Genomic DNA, 20444 nt, shown 5'->3' on the forward strand with positions numbered 1-20444 from the left:
TTGCCAAACAAAAGAAAAACAAAATGAATTTAATTACTAAAAATATGTGTTGCATGATGTCGGAAACTTCCGCAGAGTTCACTATTGTTTAGAATTAAAACTAAAATAACAATAAAACCTCTGCAATTGCAGAGGTTTTTTTTTGAGTATAATCAAACAAAAGATTGACCATATAAGTTTATGAAGGGTAATAAGTTTTTATACGAAGCTTGGATTACTTAATATGATTTAAAAAGTAAAAAAAAATGAATACCAGAGTAGTAAATAAAATGATGATGTGTTGTAAGATGCCAATGTGTATCCCGATTTACTGTTGCCGAAAGTGAAAGATAAAATCTTTGTTATAGTTCCTAACTATAAGCCCTTTTGGTAGCCATCCGAAAGGGCTTTTTTTATTTCATTAATTAAAATTAAAAATCATGAAAACCATATATAGAATCTTAAAAGCAATTTATCCTAAAAATATTTTTGGGATTGTTCAAAATCAAAAATCAAACTTTAATTTACTAAAAGGCAGATTATATTCTGATGAAAAACATTCGTTGTTGACACTTATGTATTCTGCTGAAAACGGAAATCTTTTTATTTAATAATTCATTTTCATAAATAATAAAAAAACAAGAATAGTATTAATACTTTAAAATTAAGAAATCATGAGTACACAAAAATTTGCAACTAATGCACTACATGCTGGACACGACGTAAGTAAAAATTCAGGAACCAGAGCCGTACCAATTTATCAGACAACATCGTATGTTTTTAATAATTCTGACCATGCAGCCAATTTATTTGGTTTAGCCGAACCAGGGTTTATTTATACAAGGTTGAATAATCCGACCAATGATATTCTGGAGCAGCGGCTTGCAGCTCTTGAAGGCGGAATAGGAGCAGTAGTTACCGCTTCCGGAACATCGGCTATTGCTACAGCTTTGCTTACTTTGTTAAAAGCGGGTGATCATATTGTGGCTTCGAACAGTCTGTATGGAGGGACATATAATTTGTTAAAAGTCACCTTGCCAAGATTGGGGATAACAACCACTTTTGTTGATCCTTCTGATCCCGTAAATTTCACCAAAGCGGCCAAAGAGCATACCAGAGCTTTTTTTGTGGAATCTTTAGGCAATCCAAAACTTGATATTTTAGATCTGAAAGCAATTTCAGAAGAAGCAAAAAAATTCAAAGTTCCTTTTATTGTAGATAATACAGTGGCAACTCCTTATTTATTGAAACCAATTGAGTATGGAGCCAATATTGTAATTCATTCGTTAACTAAATATATTTCAGGAAACGGGACTTCATTAGGAGGTGTTATTATTGATGCCGGAACTTTTGACTGGGCTAACGGAAAATTTCCTGAATTTACAGAGCCTTCTGCCGGATATCACGGACTGGTATATCACGAAGCTCTTGGAAACGCTGCCTTTATTGCAAAAGCAAGAATTGAAGGTTTACGTGACTTCGGTGCTGCTTTGAGTCCGTTTAATGCTTTTCAGATCATTCAGGGACTGGAGACTTTGCCAATCCGAATAAAAAAACATAGCGAAAATGCTTTAGCTCTTGCTGAATGGCTTGAAAAGCAAGATCAGGTAATATGGGTAAATTACCCCGGACTGAAATCCAGTAAATTTTATGACTTGGCTAAAGAATATCTGCCAGAAGGTCAAAGTGGTGTGATTACTTTCGGGCTTCAGGGAGGTTATGAAGCGGCTAAAAAGGTAGTTGATGAAACGAAACTGTTTTCGCTTCTTGCTAATATTGGAGATACAAAATCACTTATTATTCATCCGGCCAGTACAACACACCAACAGCTTACAGATGAAGAGCAACTGGAGACAGGTGTTTCAAAAGATTTAATCCGTCTTTCTGTAGGAATAGAGGACATCGAAGATTTGATAGACGATTTAAAAAATGTTTTTGAAAGTGTTGCAAAATCACACCAGACAGTCTTTGATAAAAATTAAATTTTTTTGTTTTTTGTTTGAAAAATTGCCTTTGGTAAAATGAGAATTTGCTAAGGGTAATTTTTTTTTGAATTAAACTTTTCGATTTAATAGATATAAAAAGGTGGTTTATCTATATAAGTTCTTTGAAATACTGATTTGAGTTAAGTGTGAAATTTATCAGCGCCTAAAATCGTAAGTTTTAACTTATTTTTCAAACGTTGTAATTTTTGTAAGATGTTTTTTAATGATAATTGGCATTTTTTATTTCTTTTTATGCTGATTTTGTGGGTTTATATTTGGTAAATAAAAAAAAAGGTTGCATATTTGTTACACCCAAAAGCTACTAAAATATGTTTAATCAATACCAAATGTTTTGCGTCCTTTCGAAAGAAGAAACCGTTGGGTTGTCTATTGCTTAAAATTGTAAGAACAATATCATTATAGCAAAAAGCCTCCCGAAATATTTTGGGAGGCTTTTTAAATTTATACAACAAATGTCAGAATTTTTTAAAATAACAAATAAATCACAGATGAATAAGTCCCTTCAGATGAACAAGATGTTCAATGTCGCATCTATTGGCGTATGCGTCTGTTGATTCCAAAAGTATAATAAGTTAAAACGACTTGACCCTTTTGGTATCTAAATCCAAAAGGGTTTTTTTATTTCGTCAGCCGACTTAACAAAATAGTAAAGAATAATAAAGAAAAATAAATAAACAGACTAAAACTTAATATCATGAGCACTTTAAACTACTTAGCAAAAACATTGACTACATTGAAAAACATAAGGCGCAGAACTAACAATTTGCCAAAAAACGAATTGACTCATCCAAGATTCGGAATCACTGAAACGGATATAAAAACCGAAAAAAAAGATCCGAAATCTTTATTGTTTTTGATGTATTCAAAAGAAAATGAAACGCTTTTTATCTAAATTAAAGGGTTTTTCAAATAGGTAATTACCTGCATAATTTTACTGGGCAATTTTGTTCGGTAATTTTTTGCGTAAAATAGTTTTTGTTTGTGATATAGTTAATAAACGAAAGAATCTCTTCAGATAAATTTGTTTGTTTAAGAAATTAGTAGTTAATTTGCACCTTTAAGTTCAGAAACGTATTGAAATGTTATAAAGAAAGGACGAGGGATTAGACCCGATGAATCCTTAGCAACCCTTCGGTAAAGCGAAGAAGGTGCTGCATTCTACCACACCCAATGTGGAAAGATAACAAAAAGAGTTTTCCCAGTCGTTCCAGACTTTCTTTCTAATATTTCCATATACAAATCAAAAAAATAAAAGATTTGAAATTGGAAAGTATACCAAACCCTATCATATTACAAAATTTCACTACCGAAAGTGGTGCTTTATATCAATCATTGCCCTTAAGTTTTGCACTTTTTGGTCTACCATTACACAGTGCTCCTGTTGTTTTGGTAAATCATGCTTTAACTGGAAATGCACAGGTTACCGGAGAAAATGGCTGGTGGAATGATTTGATTGGTGAGGGAAAAACAATTGACACGAATAAATATTCCGTTTTAGCATTTAATGTTCCGGGTAACGGAAACGATTCTTTTAGTATCGAAAATTATCAGGATTTTACGGCAAGAGATGTGGCCCGAATTTTTTTGAAGGGAATCGAAACTTTAAAGATTGATCAGCTTTATGCGATAATTGGAGGTTCAGTAGGAGGAGGAATTGCCTGGGAAATGCTGGCATTGTCACCAAACATAACCAAACATTTAATTCCTATTGCAACCGACTGGAAATCGACTGACTGGATGATTGCCAACTGTTTTTTACAGGAACAAATCCTGAAAAATTCGGCAAAACCAATTGAAGATGCCAGAATACATGCCATGTTATGTTATCGCTCTCCCGAATCATTTAAAGAGAAATTTCAGCGTACTGTAAATGAAAATCTTTCTGTTTTTAATATAGAAAGCTGGCTGGCGCACCACGGGGATAAATTACAAAAAAGATATCAGCTGGCTTCATATAAACTAATGAACCAACTACTCAAAACAATAGATATTACCCGAAACAGGGAAGATTTTAAAACTTTAATGTTACAAACAAAAGCGGACATTCATATTATCGGAATCGATTCGGATTTGTTTTTTACACCTAAAGAAAATCGTGAAACGTTTCAGGATTTAAAAAAGTTTAAAGACAATGTTTTTTACAGCGAAATAAATTCGGTACACGGACATGACGCTTTTTTAATCGAGTACAAACAATTAGATAATTTACTTGCTGCTATTTTTTAGCAGAAATAATAAAAAGATACAATGAAAATATTAAAATTTGGTGGTAAATCATTATCAAACGGAGAAGGACTTAATAAAGTAGTCTCTATCATTGCCGAGAAAGTAAATCAGGGCGAAAAAATTGCGGTAGTAGTTTCTGCAAGAGGAAATGCTACAGATGAATTAGAATATATTTTAAAAATTGCTGCTAAAAACGGTGATTACAAACGATTATTAGAGAATTTCAAAACCTATCAGGTTTCAGATTATCCTCAGGTTGATTTGTCTGAAGAGTTTACTATTCTGGACAAACTTTACGAAGGGGTAAGCCTGATTGGCGATTACAGCAATAAAATCAAAGATCAGATTTTGTCTAAAGGTGAATTGCTTTCGGCAAAATTATTAACGGCTATTTTGATTGAAAAAGGAATTCCGGCCAATTTTACAGATACTAGAGATTTGCTGAAAACGGATTCTAAATTTGGAGATGCACAACCTTTGGAACAGCTTTCTAAGAAAAATGTGGTCAATTATTTTAAAGAACATAATGGTTCAACGGTTAATGTTATAACTGGTTTTATTGGTTCAAATAACAATAATGACACCACAACTTTAGGAAGAAACGGCAGTAATTATACCGCTTCGTTAATTGCCAACTATCTAAATGCAGAAGAGTTACAAAATTTCACCCACGTTGACGGAATTTACACTGCAAATCCTGATTTAGTGGAAGATGCTAAAAAAATCGAATTCTTATCATTCAATGAAGCGAATGAATTAGCTAATTTCGGAGCAACGATTTTGCATGCCAAAACAATTATTCCTTTGTTGGAAAAAAATATTCCGCTTCGAATTTTAAACACTTTTAATCATGAAAATCGAGGCACATTAATCACTTCAGATTCGACTAAAGAAGGAATCAAAACGCTTTCGGTTCTTGAAAATGTTTCTCTTTTGAATCTTGAAGGACGCGGATTACTAGGAAAAGCAGGAGTTGATGCCCGAATATTCAAGGTAATGGGAGATCACAATATCAGTGTAAGTATTATTTCGCAGGGTTCTTCAGAAAGAGGAATTGGTCTTGTTGTCGCAACAGATAAAGCAACTACGGCAATGGTTGAGCTTGAGAAAGAATTCGAAAATGACTTTTATTCTAAAGATGTAAACCAAATTACGGTAACAGACAATGTTTCGGTTATTTCGATTATTGGTCAGGATTTGAGCACTTTTCATAAACCATACACTGCTTTAATCAAAAATAAAATTGTTCCGATATTGTTTAACAACACTGTTACGGGTAAAAACGTGAGTTTAGTGGTTAAAAAATCGGAACTCAATAAGGCCTTAAACGTAATTCACGGAGAGATTTTTGGGGTTTCCAAGAAAATCAATATCGCTGTTTTTGGTCACGGATTAGTGGGTGGAACTTTAATCAATCAAATTTTGGAGTCAGCTTCAGCGATTGAAAAGCGCAAAGATATTAAGCTGAACGTTTTTGCCATTGCGAATTCTAAAAAACTGATTTTAAATAAAAATGGTGTGACTGCTGACTGGAAAAATGAAATTCAGCACAAAGGACTTGATTACACCATTCAGGATATTATTGATTATGCAGATAAATACCATTTAGAAAATTTAATTGCGATTGACAATACGGCAAGCGCTGCATTCGTGGAGAACTATATTAAACTTGCAGAAAGCAGTTTCGATTTGATTTCTTCGAATAAAGTTGCCAATACACTGAGTTATGGTTTTTATAAAGAACTAAGAAAAGTGCTGGCTGAAAATCAAAAGAATTATTTGTACGAAACCAATGTTGGTGCAGGTTTGCCATTAATTGATACCATAAAATTATTACACCTTTCAGGTGAAAATATCACTAAAATAAAAGGCGTTTTCTCTGGCACCCTGAGTTATTTGTTCAATAATTTCTCTGCTAAAGATGTTCCGTTTAGTGAAATTTTACAGGAAGCAATTGATAATGGTTATACGGAACCAGATCCGCGTGAAGATTTATGCGGAAATGATGTGGGAAGAAAATTATTGATTTTAGCAAGGGAATTAGATTTGCAAAATGAATTTGAAGAAATCTCTATTCAGAATTTAATTCCGGAACATTTACGCGAAGGAAATGTTGCCGATTTCTTAACGAAATTAAAAGAATTCGACCCGATTTACGACAAAATAAAAGCAGATCAAAAGCCAAATCACGTGTTACGATACATAGGTGAATTGTCAGGAGATTTGCAGAATGACAAAGGAAATCTTGAAGTGAAATTAGTTTCAGTACCATCAGATACAGCTCTTGGCGGATTAAAAGGTTCTGATTCTTTCTTCGAAATTTACACGGAATCTTATGGAGACCGACCAATTGTAATTCAGGGAGCCGGTGCAGGTTCTGCTGTAACTGCGAGAGGTGTTTTTGGAGATATTTTGAGATTGTCGGATAAAGGATAGTATAGTTTGTCATTGCGAGGAACGAAGCAATCACATTTGCAAAATCAAGCTTTGTGTAATTGTTAGTGGGCTTGCTTCGTTCCTCGTAATGACAAAAAATAAAAACAAAAAAACAACACACAATGAAAATAACATTAGACAGAGTAAACGAAAACTTCCATTTTCAATTAAAAAACGAGCGTGGACATATTGTAAATGTTGATGCACGTCCTGAGTTTGGAGGAAACGACATGGGACCAAGCCCAATGGAATTAGTATTGATGGGAGTAGCAGGCTGCAGCGGAATTGATATGATTTCGATTCTAAAAAAACAACGTCAGGAAATTACTTCTTTCAAAGCTGAGGTTGAAGGCGAGCGTGTACAGGTAGGAGAAGCCAAACCATTTAAAGATATTTACGTGGTTTTTTCTTTGGAGGGAAATATAAAAGAAGACAAAGCAGCTAAAGCAGCACAATTGTCTTTCGAAAAATATTGCTCGGTTTCTAAAACAGTTGAGCCAACTGCAACGATACATTATAAAGTCGTTTTGAACGGAGTAGAATTAGAAAAATAAAATAATTAGAAAATTAGTCAATTAGAGAATGAGATAATTCAAAATAAACATTGAATTTCAACTCTAAACAGTTTGAGTTTTAAGTGCTGGTTATTGCCGATTGCAAAAAACTTGAAGCTTAAAACTTGAAACAAGAAAAACAAACAAAATGAACGAACAAGAATTTGGTTTTGAAACACAAGCTATCAGAACACATTTAGAAAAGTCACAATTTCAGGAACATTCTACACCTTTATATTTATCTTCAAGTTTTGTATTTGAAGATGCAGAGGACATGAGAGCTTCTTTTACGGAAGAAAAAGTACGTAATATTTATTCCCGTTTCAGCAACCCGAACACCACAGAGTTTGTAGACAAAGTTTGTACTATGGAAGGTGCTGAGGCCGGATATGCCTTTGCAACCGGAATGGCTGCAATTTATTCTACTTTTGCTGCTTTATTGGAATCTGGTGATCATATTGTTTCTGCGGGAAGCGTTTTTGGGTCTACACATGCTTTGTTTATGACTTATTTTCCAAAATGGAATATTGAAACGACCTATTTTGATATCAACAAACCGGAAACGATCGAAAGTTTTATCAAACCAAATACTAAAATTTTATACGCAGAAACACCTACAAATCCTGGTGTAGATGTAATTGATTTAGAGTTATTGGGTCAAATAGCCAAAAAGCACAATCTGATTTTGATTATTGATAACTGTTTTGCAACACCATACATTCAGCAGCCAATTAAATACGGAGCACATATAGTAGTGCATTCTGCTACAAAATTAATGGATGGTCAGGGACGTGTTTTGGGAGGCGTTGCTGTTGGTGATGCAGAATTAATTCGCAAAATATACTTGTTTTCAAGAAATACAGGTCCTGCTATGTCACCATTTAATGCATGGGTATTGTCAAAGAGTTTAGAGACTTTGGCTGTTCGTGTGGACAGACATTGCGAAAATGCGTTAAAAGTTGCCGAGTTTTTAGAAAGCCATCCAAATGTAAACAGTGTGAAATATCCTTTCTTAAAATCACACCCGAAGTATGAAATCGCCAAAAAGCAAATGCTTTTAGGCGGCAATATTATTGCGATTGAAATTAAAGGCGGTCTTGAAGCAGGACGTAAATTTCTGGACAAAATAAAATTATGTTCACTTTCGGCTAATATTGGAGATGTCAAAACTATTGTAACACATCCTGCGTCAACAACTCACAGTAAATTGTCCGTTGAAGAAAAATTAGCAGTTGGAATTACAGAAGGCTTAGTACGTGTTTCTGTAGGTTTGGAAACGGTACAAGATATTATTGCTGATTTAGATCAGGCGCTTTCTTAAATCTTATATTAAAAAATTAAAATTGATGACGATTTTTAACTGTAAACTTATTACGGTTAAAAATCGTTGTTTTTTTAATAATTGTTAATGCAAAAAGTATATTTTTGTTTTAAGTCATAGCCAAAAAAATTAATTTAAAATAAACTTTTTACATGAATGATTCGACTTATATTCTTGATGATGCATTGTTAGCTTCAGGCGGAAAACGCTTTGTAAATTATTTGATAGATTATGCTTTTAATTATGGTTTTGGTTATGTATTCGGACTTTTTTTGGTGGTTATTGCAGACGTTTTAGATTCATTTGGAATTACAGGATTTGGATTCTGGATTTATAATTTAGGACAATTTGCATGGATTATGATTGGAATAGTATTGACTCTAATTTATTATATTTTTGTCGAGGGTTTTTTCGGAATATCTTTAGGTAAATTAGCAACAGGAACCATTGTTGTCGATGAAAACGGAGAAAAGCCAAATTTTAAAGTAATCGTAAAAAGAAGTTTTTGTCGATGTATACCATTTGACGCTTTAACTTTTTTAGGAGGTTCAAGAGGCTGGCATGATTCTTTGTCAGATACTTATGTAGTGGATAAAAAAGCTTTACAGGAAGAAAAGAAAATGTTTTACGAATTTAAGCTAATAGGTATTCCAGAGCAAGAATAATAAAAGAACTTTTCTATATAATGAAACCAAGATTACTCATTTTGTCTGATTTATTTGGAGGCAAGAATCCGGAATGGGTACAATTATATGCTGAAATATTACAATCTAAATTTGATATTCAGTATTATGATGTTCGGGAATTGGCGAATATCAGTTTAGAACGTGTTACCGAATCAGATATTCACAATCAATTTCTAAATGGAGGAATTGAAAAAGCAGTTGAGAGTTTATTGAAACTTGAAAAAGAGAAAGTTACCATTTTAGGTTTTAGTATTGGAGGCACAATTGCATGGAAAGCTGCTCTAAAAGGTTTAAAAGTTTCTCATTTAATAGCGGTTTCATCAACGAGATTACGTTTTGAAAACAAGATTCCGGATTGTAAAATCAATTTGTATTTTGGACAAGAAGATTTGAAAGCACCGGGTTCAGTTTGGTTTTCAGATTTAAAAATATCAAATCACTTTTTTGAAAAACAGGGGCATCAATTGTATTTGGAAAAAGAAAATGCATTGATTATTTGTAATAATTTGCTGTAGTTTTTTGTCAGAAAAGCATATTTTTGTTAGGGATAAACTATCGGAACAACTTAGATAAAGTAAAAAAAATAAACTATACTAAATTAGTAGAATTTAATTTCCTTTCTGTTATTTTTCTCGTATAAAAAGTATATTTTTGTTCCGGAAATTATGTAAAGATTTTCGATGTAATAAATCAGGAAAATATTCTACAATTTAAAAATAAAAAATGCTTTCAAAGAAAACAAAATACGGTATTAAAGCTTTGACTTATCTGGCCAGACGTGAAAACAATGAACCTGTTCAAATTGCTGAGATTGCCAAAAATGAACATATTTCGATTAAATTTCTGGAGAGTATTTTGCTGTTGTTAAGAAATTCAGGTTTTCTTGGAGCTAAAAAAGGAAAAGGAGGAGGTTATTATCTGATAAAAGAACCAAAAGATATTAGTATGGCCAAAGTATATCGTATTTTGGAAGGGCCAATTGCGTTATTACCTTGTGCGAGTCATAACTTTTATGAAAAATGCGATGACTGTGATGATGAATCAACCTGTGCCGCGAGGCGTTTGATGACAGAAGTTCGGGATAATACACTTAAAATACTCGAAAGTAATTCTTTGGCTGATATAGCTTTTTAATTAAATTTGAATTAATAAATGAATAAAAAAATGACCATTTCAAATCCATAAATGGTCATTTTTTATATGACTTATTATGTTTTTTGAAGTTGCTTTAAAAAATTAATTTATATCCTGCCAAGAAAAGCATTACTGCAATTGCATTTCGAAGAAATTGGTCCGGAACTTTTCCACTAAGCATACTTCCTATAAAAATCCCCGGAAGAGATCCTAATAATAATTGTCCCAGTAATACAAAATCCATATTTCCCATTGAGGCATGTCCGATACCGGCAACCAATGTTAATGGAACAGCATGTGCGATTTCAGTTCCAACTAAGCGGGGCGTTGGTAATAAAGGATAAAGAAAAAATAGTGTAACCGTTCCTAATGCACCGGCTCCAATAGAAGTCAAAGTTACTGTTGCACCCAATAAAACACCAATTCCTATGGTTAGCATATTTTGAGTTGTGCTTTCGCTGTGAAATTTATCTCCGGCGTGTTTCTGAGAAAACTTTAATATCTTTTGTTTAAATATAATAGCTACAGAAGTGAAAAGCAATGCCCATCCTAAACTTTTTTTAATCACCTGATTAACAGTTTCGATATCTGTTTTAATATTATTTAGAATCCATAAAGTTACTAAGGCTGCGGGAACACTGCCTAAGGTTAGCCATCCGGTAATAGACCAGTTTATGTTGCTTTTTTTATTATGCACGAATACACCGCCCATTTTGGTAAAAGCTGCATAAAGCAAATCGGTACCCACGGCCTTTGTTGGCGGAATTCCAAAATATAATAAAATAGGTGTCATTAAAGAACCTCCTCCAACGCCTGTCAGACCTACAATAAAACCTACAGCCAAACCTGCTATAACCAAACCTATTTGAAAATCCATAAAAAAAAGTTTGGCGCAAAAATAGAAACAATTTTACAATTATCCTATGGAAATGGTAGGATTTAAAAGTATATCTTTGAAACGGAAAAGTGAATTAAATGTATGTAACTTAAATACAGTTGAATATGGTTTTAGATTTATTGAATTTGTTTCTTAGTATTTTAAAAAATCCTTAAAATTTGATTTTAAGAAGTTTAGAAATGTAAAAAGTTTAAAAATTGTTTTGATATTTAGAAATAAGTAGTAATTTTGCTTTTCAATCTACTAACCCGATAGGGTAATGGATTTTAGCAAGAAAGCCGAGTAATTATGGAGAAAGAACTAAAAATAAATAGTGTTAATGCTAAGTTTTTTGTGACAGTAAAAGAGAAATTATGGATAGGAATACCGGTGGTTTTGCTGGTAGGTTTGCTAAGTACCCTGATATATAACCATCATGCAGAGTTTTCATGGGAGGGATTTATTGGAGGATTTAATCAGGAGTTTTTAGTTTTTTTTGCTATTGGTGTTTTTGCACAATTGGTAGACGGTACTTTGGGAATGGGTTATGGAGCGACTTCGACCTCATTTTTACTGGCTTACGGAGTTCCTCCGGTTGTTAGTAGTACTGGAGTTCACGTAGCAGAGATGTTTACAACGGGAGCATCTGCCATATCGCATCATAAGTTTGGAAACATCAATAAAAAACTGGTAAAACATTTATTGATTCCGGGAGTATTAGGTTCTATTACAGGAGCTTATTTATTATCAGATGTAATTGATGGTGATCTTATTAAGCCATTTATTGCAGTTTATATGATTGTTTTGGCGGTTGTTATTATCAGGAAAGCACTAAAAAAGAGCATCGTAAAAAAGAAAACAAAAAAATTGAGCGCTTTAGCGGTTTTTGGAGGTTTTATGGATTCTGTTGGAGGCGGAGGCTGGGGACCAATTGTAACTTCAACATTGTTAGGGAGAGGAAGAAATCCGAGATATACGATTGGTTCTGTAAACGCAGCTGAGTTTGCGATTTCGTTTGCAAGTGGAATCACTTTTATGCTTTTTGGAGGAATACACGGCTGGCAGGTAATTATCGGGTTGATTTTAGGAGGTGTTCTTTCAGCACCATTGGCCGCTTATCTGGTGAATAAAATTAAAAGAAAACCAATGATGGTGGCAGTTGGAGTTCTAATTATATTATTGAGTTTAAAAACATTATCTAAATTATTGTAAAGATAATTTTAGGAGGGAGAGATTATGAGTGCGAGCATTGTACAAGAATTATTAGAGAAAACTAAAGATTTATCGCTTGACGAAACCTTAGTTTTTTTAGCAAAAGAATTTCCGGGAAAAGTAATTTTCTCTACCTCTTTCGGACAGGAAGATCAGGTAATTACAGATTTGATTGCAAAAAGTAACACAGATATTACAGTGTTTACTTTAGACACAGGAAGATTGTTTCAGGAAACTTATGATGTTTTTCATAAGACATTAAAAAAATACAAAAGACCAATTGAAGTGTTTTTTCCTGAAGCGGCATCGGTTGAAAATTTACTGAAAGAAAAAGGACCAAACAGCTTCTACGATTCGGTTGAAAACAGAAAAGAATGCTGTTTTATTCGAAAAGTGGTTCCGTTGCGAAAAGCTTTGGCAGGAAATGCAGTCTGGATTACAGGTTTAAGAGCCGAACAATCTGAGAACAGACAAGATTTGAGTTTGTTCGAATATGACGGTGGTTTTGATATCATCAAATTCAATCCGCTATTAAAATGGACCTTACAGGAAGTGGAGGATTATTTGCAGGAGAACAATGTGCCTCAGAATGCATTACATAAAAAAGGCTTTGTAAGCATTGGCTGTGCTCCTTGTACGAGAGCTATTTTTCCGGGAGAAGATATCAGAGCAGGAAGATGGTATTGGGAGTCCAGTCATAAAGAATGTGGTTTGCATAGTGCGAAAAAAGAGTAGATTTTTTTAGAAGCAAGAGGCAAGATTTTTTAGAGAATAGAATATAGATTATAGAATAAAGAGTGGAGATTTTTAGAAGAGGTAAAACTTGAAACCTAAAAACTTGAAACAGACAAAATATCAAATAAAATATCAAAAATGAGTTCAGTGTTAAAAACAAATGCTTTAGAAAGTGAAGCGATATACATCTTTAGAGAAGTTGTTTCTCAGTTTGACAAACCGGTTTTGCTTTTCTCAGGCGGAAAAGATTCTATCACATTAGTACGTTTGGCGCAAAAAGCGTTTTTTCCTGCTAAGATTCCGTTTCCTCTATTACACGTTGATACGGGACACAATTTCCCTGAAACAATTGCTTTCAGAGATAAATTGGTAGAAGAATTAGGTTTAGAGTTGATCGTTCGTAATGTTCAGGATGCTATTGATGAAGGAAAAGTGGTTGAGGAAACTGGAAAATATTCAAGCCGTAACAGCTTGCAGACAACAACACTTTTGGATGCAATTGAAGAATTCAAATTTGATGCATGTATTGGTGGTGCGCGTCGTGACGAAGAAAAAGCGAGAGCTAAAGAACGTATTTTCTCTGTTCGTGATGATTTCGGACAGTGGGACGAAAAAAATCAAAGACCTGAGTTATTTGATATTTTGAATGGAAAAATTGAAAATGGACAAAACGTTCGTGTTTTCCCAATTTCAAACTGGACAGAATTAGATGTTTGGAGCTATATCGAAAAAGAACACATCGAAATTCCATCTATCTATTTTTCACATAAAAGAAAAGTTTTTTTGAGAGACGGTTTAATCTGGTCACATTCTCCTTTTGTGTACCAGGAAGAAGACGAACAAATCGAGGAGCGAATTGTTCGTTTCAGAACCGTTGGAGATATGAGCTGTACAGCAGCAGTTGAATCTTATGCAGCAACAATTGCAGAAGTAGTAGGTGAAATTAGAGAATCGACAATTTCTGAAAGAGGAGCCAGAATCGATGACAAACGTTCTGAAGCTGCAATGGAGAAAAGAAAACAACAAGGATACTTTTAATAATTATGAGTTATGAATTGTGAATTATGAATGCAATTCTAGACGAAATTTTAAAAGTGAAAATCAAGAAAACAAAAATATACAGATTATTAGTTTCAACAGAAAACCTGAAACTTTAAACCTGAAACAAAACAATACAGAATGGACGTTTTAAAAATAGCAACAGCAGGAAGTGTAGATGACGGAAAAAGTACTTTGATCGGAAGATTATTGTACGATACAAAATCATTGACTACAGATAAAATTGAAGCAATTGAGAAAAGCAGTAAACAAAAAGGATACGATTACCTTGATTTTTCTTTGGCAACTGACGGATTGGTAGCAGAAAGAGAACAGGGAATTACTATTGATGTTGCTCATATTTATTTTTCGACTGCAAAGAAGAGTTACATTATTGCCGATACTCCGGGTCACATAGAATATACAAGAAACATGGTTACAGGAGCTTCGACTTCTCAGGTTTCAATTATTTTGATTGATGCCAGAAAAGGCGTTATCGAGCAGACATACCGTCACTTTTTTATCAATAATTTATTGAGAGTAAAAGAGGTAATTGTTGCGATTAACAAAATGGATTTAGTTGATTATTCAGAAGAAGTTTTCAATAAAATCAAAGCTGATTTTCAGGCATTAAATGCAAAAAGTACTTTCAAAGAGCAAAACGTAAGTTATATTCCGTTAAGTGCTTTGACAGGAGATAATGTTGTGGATAAATTAGATGGAATGCCTTGGTACAAAGGACAAACCATTTTAGAACATTTAGAAGGATTACATTCTTCAGATGTTTTTGAAAGCGGAAAAGCACGTTTCCCGGTTCAGACGGTTATTCGCCCTAAAACAGAAGAATACCATGATTTTAGAGGGTATGCCGGAAAATTATACGGAAACTCTATTAAAGTAGGAGATGCTGTTACGGTTTTACCTTCTTTAACGGAATCAAAAGTGACAAACATTCATTTTTTCGATAAACAATTTGATGAGGCTGTTGCAGGTTCTTCAATTACAATCGAATTAGAAAATGATATCAATGTAACGAGAGGGGATATGATCGTAAAATCATCAGAGCTTCCAAAAATTGAAAAAGATATTGAAACGACTATTTGTTGGATGGACAGCAAAAAATTGGTTCCCGGAACTAAATATTATGTTCAGCACAATACAAATAGGGTATTAGCAAAAATTGATAGCGTTAAAAACACAATTGCTACAGATTATTCTGGAACCACTCCGGCTTCGCAATTGGCAATTAATGAAATTGGAGAAGTAAATATCAAATTAAGCAAGCCCTTGTATTTTGATTCTTATAATGAAAATAAATCAAACGGAGCTTTTATTTTAATTGATGCCGTAACCAATACAACAGCAGGAGTAGGATTCATTAAATAATTAGGAAGCTTTCAGCTATGGGCTTTGAGCCTGGTGCATTGGTTAAAACCTAATTTTAGAGTAAATCTAAAAAAAATAAGTTTATAGTACAGATAACAGCCCACAGCTCATAGCCCAAGGCTCAAAGCTTAAAATAAAATGGAAAGTTTTAGAACAGAAATAGAAAATCCGATAGTTCAGAAGGAGATTATCGAATTAGAAAAAAAGATTCACTTATTCCGTGGAGGAAAAATTGATGACGAACGTTTTCGTAGTCTTCGTTTAGCGCGTGGTATCTACGGTCAGCGTCAGGAAGGCGTTCAAATGATTCGTATCAAATTGCCGTATGGTAAAGTTACCAGCGAGCAATTGAGAAGAATTACAGAGGTATCAGACAAATATTCTACGGGACGTCTGCACATTACAACACGTCAGGATATTCAGATTCACTATGTGAGTCTGGACAGAACACCTGAACTTTGGGCTGATTTGGCTAAAGATGATATTACATTAAGAGAAGCTTGTGGAAACACAGTTAGAAATATAACAGGAAGCGAATTAGCAGGTGTAGATGTAAACGAGCCGTTTGATGTGACGCCTTATGCACACGGACTTTTTCAATATTTGTTAAGAAATCCAATCTGTCAGGAAATGGGACGTAAATTCAAAATTTCGTTCTCTTCTTCAGACGAAGATACAGCCTTGAGTTATTTACACGATTTAGGATTTATTCCTAAAATCAAAGACGGACAAAAAGGATTTAAAGTTGTTTTTGGAGGAGGTTTAGGATCTCAGCCAGCGCATGCGGAATTACTTTCGGAGTTTATTCCGGTTAACGAAATCATTCCAACTGCAGAAGGAATCATCCGTATTTTCGACAGATACGGAGAACGCGCAAAGAGAATGAAAGCGCGTATGAAATTCTTAATCAAAGAAATGGGGAAAGATGCTTTCCTTGATTTGGTTGAAAAAGAGAAAAAAGCCATCGCTTTTGAAACATACGAAATCGACACAACGGCTTTTGACGGTCCAATTACAGAACCGTTATTAGAAGTTCCGCAAGTTACAATCGAAGATACAGCAGCTTATGAAGCCTGGAAAAAATCGAATGTAATTGCACAGAAACAAGCAGGGTATTACGCAATTGGAATCAAAGTTTTATTAGGGGATTTTTATACTGATAAAGCGAGATTATTAGCAGATTTAATTAAAAATTACGCAGCAAACGAATTACGTTTTTCATTGCGTCAAAATATTGTAATACGTCACGTAAAAGAGGAAAATCTTCCTTTCTTTTATCAGGAATTAGCCAAACTTGACTTTGTTCATCTGGGATATAATTCAGTTGGGGATATTACGGCATGTCCGGGTACTGATACTTGTAATTTGGGGATTGCAAGCAGTACCGGTATTGCAGAAGAATTAGAAAGAGTTTTAAGTGCAGAATACCCTCAGTATCTAAACAACCGCGAAATCGAAATTAAAATTTCGGGTTGTATGAATGCCTGCGGACAACACAATATGTCAGCAATTGGATTCCAGGGAATGTCTATCAACTCAGGAAAACTAGTTGCTCCGGCTTTACAGGTTTTATTGGGTGGAGGAAGATTAGGAAACGGAGAAGGACGTTTTGCAGATAAGGTAATTAAAATTCCAAGCCGTAGAGGACCAGAAGCTTTGCGTACGATCTTAAATGATTTTGATGCTAATGCGAATGGAGAAAAATTCCTAAACTATTATGATGCAAAAGGAGAGAAATACTTCTACGAAATCTTAAAACCATTATCTGATGTAACGAATCTAACAGAAGCTGATTTTGTAGATTGGGGTAACGCAGACAATTACGTAAAAGCAGTTGGAGTTGGAGAATGTGCCGGTGTAGTGATCGATTTAGTAGCAACGTTATTATTTGAAGCTAAAGAGAAATTAATATTGGCTCAGGAATCTTTCGATGAGAAAAAATGGTCAGATGCTATTTATCATGCTTACGCAGGATTTGTAAACGGAGCAAAAGCTTTGTTGTTGTCTGAAAACCAAAAAACGAATCACCACGCAGGAATAATTGATTTGTTTGATACCGTTTTTATCGAAAGCAATAAAATTGAATTGAATTCAACTTTTAAAGACTTGGTTTACCAAATCAATAAAAATGAACCATCAGAAGCTTTCGCTAAAGATTACATTGCTCAGGCAGTAGTTTTCTTTGATAAAATAGAAACATTCAGAGCTCAGGAATTAGCAGATGCTTAATATAAAACCAAAAATAACTTTAGTCGGTGCGGGTCCGGGCGATCCCGATTTACTTACGCTAAAAGCTGTAAAAGCACTGGCTGAAGCAAATGTGGTTTTGTACGACGCGCTTGCCAACGAAGAAAATCTGGATTACGCACCAAAGAATGCAATTCGAATTTTTGTTGGAAAAAGAATAGGAAACCATGCTTACACGCAAGATCAGATTAATCAGTTGATTGTGGATAATGCGCTGACGTATGGAAATGTAGTTCGGTTAAAAGGAGGCGATCCGTTTATTTTTGGAAGAGGAAGCGAAGAAATAGAATTTGCAGAAAGCTTCGGAATTGAAACGATTGTAATTCCGGGAATTTCATCTGTAGTTGCGGTTCCTGCAAATCAGGGAATTTCGATTACAAAAAGAGGTGTTTCAGAAAGTTTTTGGGCGATTACCGGAACAACATCCGACAGACAATTATCTTCAGATGTAGCTTTGGCAGCACAATCTTCTGCAACAGTTGTAATTCTGATGGGAATGCATAAACTGCCTCAGATTATCGATTTGTATCAAAAAGAAAACAAAGGAAATCTGCCGGTTGCCATCATTCAAAACGGAACAACAACAGCAGAAAAAACAGGCGTTGGAACAGTTGATTCGATTTTGGAAATCGTAAAAGAAAAAGAATTAGGTTCTCCGGCCATTATCGTTTTAGGCGAAGTTGTAAAAGAAAGCCAAAAATTAAAAGGATTTTACGAAGAATTTTTATCAAAAGAAGTAGTTCGATAAAATGAAAATCATCTAATTTTGGTTGGATGAAAATAAATTAAAATGGAACAAAACGAATTATATCCGATATTTTTAAAGCTTCACAATTTAAACGTATTAATTGTGGGCGGAGGAAATGTAGGTCTGGAAAAGCTTTCTTTCTTGCTAAAGTCAAGTCCAAATGCAAATGTAGAGGTAGTAGCAAAGGAATTTCATTTAGAAATCAAGGCATTGGCAGAGCAGCATCCTTCTATTAAACTGACGGAAGCTAAGTTCAAAAAGAAAATGCTAAAAAAACGTCACATGGTTATCGCCTGTACGGATAATCTTGAAGTCAATAAAAGAGTTTACGATTTATCAAGAAAGCGTTATTTGATTTGCAATATTGCCGATACCCCAGATTTGTGTGATTATTATTTAGGCGGAATCGTAACAAAAGGAAATGTAAAAATTGCCATTTCAACAAACGGAAAGTCGCCAACAACAGCCAAAAGACTAAGAGAGTTTTTTGAAGAAGTAATTCCGGAGGATATCAATAGTATGGTTGAAAACCTGAATGAATACAGAAAAACTTTAAAAGGGGATTTTGAAGAAAAGGTTAAAAGAATGAACGAAATTACCGCTTCATTAAAAAATAAAGAGTAAAAAATTTCACAAAGAAATGAATGATAAAAATCATTGAAATTAGAATAAATTATTTGTTTCTTTGTATTATTAAGAATGATTATAAACAACACCATAATGATTAAAACAGATATACTTATAATTGGAGCAGGACCAACAGGTTTATTTGCCGTGTTCGAGGCAGGATTGTTAAAATTAAAATGCCATATTTTAGATGCTTTGCCTCAGCCTGGAGGACAGCTTTCAGAATTGTATCCAAAAAAACCTATTTATGATATTCCTGGTTTCCCAGAAGTTTTGGCTGGAGATTTAGTAGACGGTTTAATGGAGCAAATTAAGCAGTTTGAACCAGGGTTTACCTTAGGTGAGCGTGCAGAAACTATCGAAAAACAAGAAGACGGAAGTTTTATCGTAACATCAAACAAAGGAAAAAAATTCCATGCACCTGTAATTGCCATTGCAGGAGGTCTAGGAAGTTTCGAGCCTCGTAAACCTCTTATTGAAGATATCGAGTTTTATGAAGACAAAGGTGTAAAATACTTCATCAAAAATCCTGAGAAATTCAGAGATAAAAGAGTAGTTATTGCCGGTGGTGGAGATTCAGCGTTAGACTGGAGTATTTTCCTTGCCAACGTAGCTTCAGAAGTAACTTTGATTCACCGTAGAAACGAATTCAGAGGAGCTTTAGACTCTGTAGAAAAAGTACAGGAATTAAAATCAGCCGGGAAAATCAAATTAATTACTCCTGCAGAAGTAGTTGGAATTAACGGTGCTGAACATGTAGAATCTTTGGATATCGAAGAAAACGGAGCACACCGTAAAATAGAAACCGATTATTTTATTCCACTTTTCGGATTGACTCCAAAATTAGGACCAATCGCTGACTGGGGATTAGAAATAGAGAAAAATGCAATTAAAGTAAACAATGCATTAGATTACCAGACTAACATTCCAGGAATCTTCGCTATTGGAGACGTAAACACATACCCTGGAAAATTAAAATTAATCCTTTGCGGATTCCACGAAGCGACTTTGATGTGTCAGGCGGCTTATCAAATTGTTAACCCTGGTAAAAAATACGTTTTAAAATACACCACAGTTTCAGGCGTAGACGGTTTTGACGGAACTCGTAAAGAAGCTCCAAAAGCAGTTGTAAAAGCAATAGTATAGTCTGAGTTTCTAAGTTGCTGAGCGGCTAAGATTTCATATAGTAAAGCCCAAACTTTTTAAGTTTGGGCTTTTTTATTGATGTTAAC

General features: G+C 34.2%; 19 protein-coding genes and 1 riboswitch. Of the genes, 18 read left to right on the plus strand and 1 reads right to left on the minus strand.

Annotated features, from left to right (window positions below; all coding sequences use genetic code 11):
- The first annotated feature begins 419 nt into the window (after positions 1-419).
- The 10 genes from AAEO57_RS18480 to AAEO57_RS18525 all read left to right on the plus strand — a co-directional run bounded on the left by AAEO57_RS18480 (position 420) and on the right by AAEO57_RS18525 (position 10342).
- Complete coding sequence (locus AAEO57_RS18480) at positions 420-590, plus strand: hypothetical protein (protein WP_341694519.1); 171 nt, start codon at positions 420-422, stop codon at positions 588-590.
- Between the two features lie 63 nt (positions 591-653).
- A complete protein-coding gene (locus AAEO57_RS18485; RefSeq protein ID WP_341694520.1) occupies positions 654-1961 on the plus strand; it encodes an O-acetylhomoserine aminocarboxypropyltransferase/cysteine synthase family protein in 1308 nt (435 codons plus the stop codon).
- Positions 1962-2679: 718 nt separating this feature from the next.
- Positions 2680-2877: a hypothetical protein gene (locus AAEO57_RS18490; RefSeq protein WP_341694521.1), complete on the plus strand. Its 198-nt coding sequence runs from the start codon at positions 2680-2682 to the stop codon at positions 2875-2877.
- 187 nt (positions 2878-3064) lie between these two features.
- Positions 3065-3172, plus strand: a riboswitch (SAM riboswitch).
- A gap of 76 nt (positions 3173-3248) precedes the next feature.
- The gene (locus AAEO57_RS18495) at positions 3249-4211 is read left to right on the plus strand and encodes an alpha/beta fold hydrolase (protein ID WP_341694522.1); all 963 of its coding nucleotides are present in this window, start codon (positions 3249-3251) and stop codon (positions 4209-4211) included.
- Between the two features lie 21 nt (positions 4212-4232).
- Entirely contained in the window at positions 4233-6647 is a 2415-nt protein-coding gene (thrA, locus tag AAEO57_RS18500) for a bifunctional aspartate kinase/homoserine dehydrogenase I (protein WP_341694523.1), read from the plus strand.
- Positions 6648-6769: 122 nt separating this feature from the next.
- Positions 6770-7201: an OsmC family protein gene (locus AAEO57_RS18505; RefSeq protein WP_341694524.1), complete on the plus strand. Its 432-nt coding sequence runs from the start codon at positions 6770-6772 to the stop codon at positions 7199-7201.
- Between the two features lie 148 nt (positions 7202-7349).
- Entirely contained in the window at positions 7350-8522 is a 1173-nt protein-coding gene (locus AAEO57_RS18510; protein WP_341694525.1) for a trans-sulfuration enzyme family protein, read from the plus strand.
- A gap of 152 nt (positions 8523-8674) precedes the next feature.
- Complete coding sequence (locus AAEO57_RS18515; RefSeq protein ID WP_341694526.1) at positions 8675-9187, plus strand: RDD family protein; 513 nt, start codon at positions 8675-8677, stop codon at positions 9185-9187.
- Positions 9188-9207: 20 nt separating this feature from the next.
- Positions 9208-9723: an alpha/beta hydrolase gene (locus AAEO57_RS18520; protein ID WP_341694527.1), complete on the plus strand. Its 516-nt coding sequence runs from the start codon at positions 9208-9210 to the stop codon at positions 9721-9723.
- Positions 9724-9931: 208 nt separating this feature from the next.
- Complete coding sequence (locus AAEO57_RS18525) at positions 9932-10342, plus strand: RrF2 family transcriptional regulator (RefSeq protein WP_163392203.1); 411 nt, start codon at positions 9932-9934, stop codon at positions 10340-10342.
- A gap of 94 nt (positions 10343-10436) precedes the next feature.
- On the opposite strand, the gene AAEO57_RS18530 is transcribed toward AAEO57_RS18525, so the two are convergent.
- Positions 10437-11219, minus strand: a complete 783-nt coding sequence (locus AAEO57_RS18530; RefSeq protein ID WP_341694528.1) for a sulfite exporter TauE/SafE family protein — start codon at positions 11217-11219, stop codon at positions 10437-10439.
- 309 nt (positions 11220-11528) lie between these two features.
- Between AAEO57_RS18530 and AAEO57_RS18535 the strand changes: the two genes are divergently transcribed.
- From AAEO57_RS18535 to AAEO57_RS18570, 8 genes are all read left to right on the plus strand, one after another.
- A complete protein-coding gene (locus AAEO57_RS18535) occupies positions 11529-12431 on the plus strand; it encodes a sulfite exporter TauE/SafE family protein (protein WP_341694529.1) in 903 nt (300 codons plus the stop codon).
- Positions 12432-12455: 24 nt separating this feature from the next.
- Entirely contained in the window at positions 12456-13166 is a 711-nt protein-coding gene (locus AAEO57_RS18540) for a phosphoadenylyl-sulfate reductase (protein ID WP_341694530.1), read from the plus strand.
- A 138-nt stretch (positions 13167-13304) separates the two neighbouring features.
- Entirely contained in the window at positions 13305-14204 is a 900-nt protein-coding gene (gene cysD / locus AAEO57_RS18545) for a sulfate adenylyltransferase subunit CysD (RefSeq protein WP_078227138.1), read from the plus strand.
- A 141-nt stretch (positions 14205-14345) separates the two neighbouring features.
- Entirely contained in the window at positions 14346-15590 is a 1245-nt protein-coding gene (locus AAEO57_RS18550) for a sulfate adenylyltransferase subunit 1 (protein WP_341694531.1), read from the plus strand.
- Positions 15591-15728: 138 nt separating this feature from the next.
- Complete coding sequence (locus AAEO57_RS18555) at positions 15729-17819, plus strand: HEPN domain-containing protein (RefSeq protein ID WP_341694532.1); 2091 nt, start codon at positions 15729-15731, stop codon at positions 17817-17819.
- Positions 17812-18585, plus strand: coding sequence for a uroporphyrinogen-III C-methyltransferase (gene cobA, locus AAEO57_RS18560; RefSeq protein ID WP_341694533.1), 774 nt, complete (start codon positions 17812-17814; stop codon positions 18583-18585). The genes AAEO57_RS18555 and cobA overlap by 8 nt, the downstream gene beginning before the upstream one ends.
- Positions 18586-18627: 42 nt before the next feature.
- The gene (locus AAEO57_RS18565) at positions 18628-19209 is read left to right on the plus strand and encodes a precorrin-2 dehydrogenase/sirohydrochlorin ferrochelatase family protein (protein WP_341694534.1); all 582 of its coding nucleotides are present in this window, start codon (positions 18628-18630) and stop codon (positions 19207-19209) included.
- A 96-nt stretch (positions 19210-19305) separates the two neighbouring features.
- Complete coding sequence (locus tag AAEO57_RS18570) at positions 19306-20358, plus strand: NAD(P)/FAD-dependent oxidoreductase (RefSeq protein ID WP_163392219.1); 1053 nt, start codon at positions 19306-19308, stop codon at positions 20356-20358.
- Positions 20359-20444 lie beyond the last annotated feature (86 nt).

Origin of the sequence: Flavobacterium calami, assembly GCF_038290035.1 — a bacterium.
In the GTDB taxonomy this organism is placed as follows: domain Bacteria; phylum Bacteroidota; class Bacteroidia; order Flavobacteriales; family Flavobacteriaceae; genus Flavobacterium; species Flavobacterium calami.

What these genes read in the sequence shown, in the direction of transcription:
- AAEO57_RS18480 (WP_341694519.1), top strand. Translation starts at nt 420, where the DNA reads ATGAAAACCATATATAGAATCTTAAAAGCAATTTATCCTAAAAATATT.
- AAEO57_RS18485 (WP_341694520.1), top strand. Translation starts at nt 654, where the DNA reads ATGAGTACACAAAAATTTGCAACTAATGCACTACATGCTGGACACGAC.
- AAEO57_RS18490 (WP_341694521.1), top strand. Translation starts at nt 2,680, where the DNA reads ATGAGCACTTTAAACTACTTAGCAAAAACATTGACTACATTGAAAAAC.
- thrA (WP_341694523.1), top strand. Translation starts at nt 4,233, where the DNA reads ATGAAAATATTAAAATTTGGTGGTAAATCATTATCAAACGGAGAAGGA.
- AAEO57_RS18505 (WP_341694524.1), top strand. Translation starts at nt 6,770, where the DNA reads ATGAAAATAACATTAGACAGAGTAAACGAAAACTTCCATTTTCAATTA.
- AAEO57_RS18510 (WP_341694525.1), top strand. Translation starts at nt 7,350, where the DNA reads ATGAACGAACAAGAATTTGGTTTTGAAACACAAGCTATCAGAACACAT.
- AAEO57_RS18515 (WP_341694526.1), top strand. Translation starts at nt 8,675, where the DNA reads ATGAATGATTCGACTTATATTCTTGATGATGCATTGTTAGCTTCAGGC.
- AAEO57_RS18520 (WP_341694527.1), top strand. Translation starts at nt 9,208, where the DNA reads ATGAAACCAAGATTACTCATTTTGTCTGATTTATTTGGAGGCAAGAAT.
- AAEO57_RS18525 (WP_163392203.1), top strand. Translation starts at nt 9,932, where the DNA reads ATGCTTTCAAAGAAAACAAAATACGGTATTAAAGCTTTGACTTATCTG.
- AAEO57_RS18530 (WP_341694528.1), bottom strand. Translation starts at nt 11,219, where the DNA reads ATGGATTTTCAAATAGGTTTGGTTATAGCAGGTTTGGCTGTAGGTTTT.
- AAEO57_RS18535 (WP_341694529.1), top strand. Translation starts at nt 11,529, where the DNA reads ATGGAGAAAGAACTAAAAATAAATAGTGTTAATGCTAAGTTTTTTGTG.
- AAEO57_RS18540 (WP_341694530.1), top strand. Translation starts at nt 12,456, where the DNA reads ATGAGTGCGAGCATTGTACAAGAATTATTAGAGAAAACTAAAGATTTA.
- cysD (WP_078227138.1), top strand. Translation starts at nt 13,305, where the DNA reads ATGAGTTCAGTGTTAAAAACAAATGCTTTAGAAAGTGAAGCGATATAC.
- AAEO57_RS18550 (WP_341694531.1), top strand. Translation starts at nt 14,346, where the DNA reads ATGGACGTTTTAAAAATAGCAACAGCAGGAAGTGTAGATGACGGAAAA.
- AAEO57_RS18555 (WP_341694532.1), top strand. Translation starts at nt 15,729, where the DNA reads ATGGAAAGTTTTAGAACAGAAATAGAAAATCCGATAGTTCAGAAGGAG.
- cobA (WP_341694533.1), top strand. Translation starts at nt 17,812, where the DNA reads ATGCTTAATATAAAACCAAAAATAACTTTAGTCGGTGCGGGTCCGGGC.
- AAEO57_RS18565 (WP_341694534.1), top strand. Translation starts at nt 18,628, where the DNA reads ATGGAACAAAACGAATTATATCCGATATTTTTAAAGCTTCACAATTTA.
- AAEO57_RS18570 (WP_163392219.1), top strand. Translation starts at nt 19,306, where the DNA reads ATGATTAAAACAGATATACTTATAATTGGAGCAGGACCAACAGGTTTA.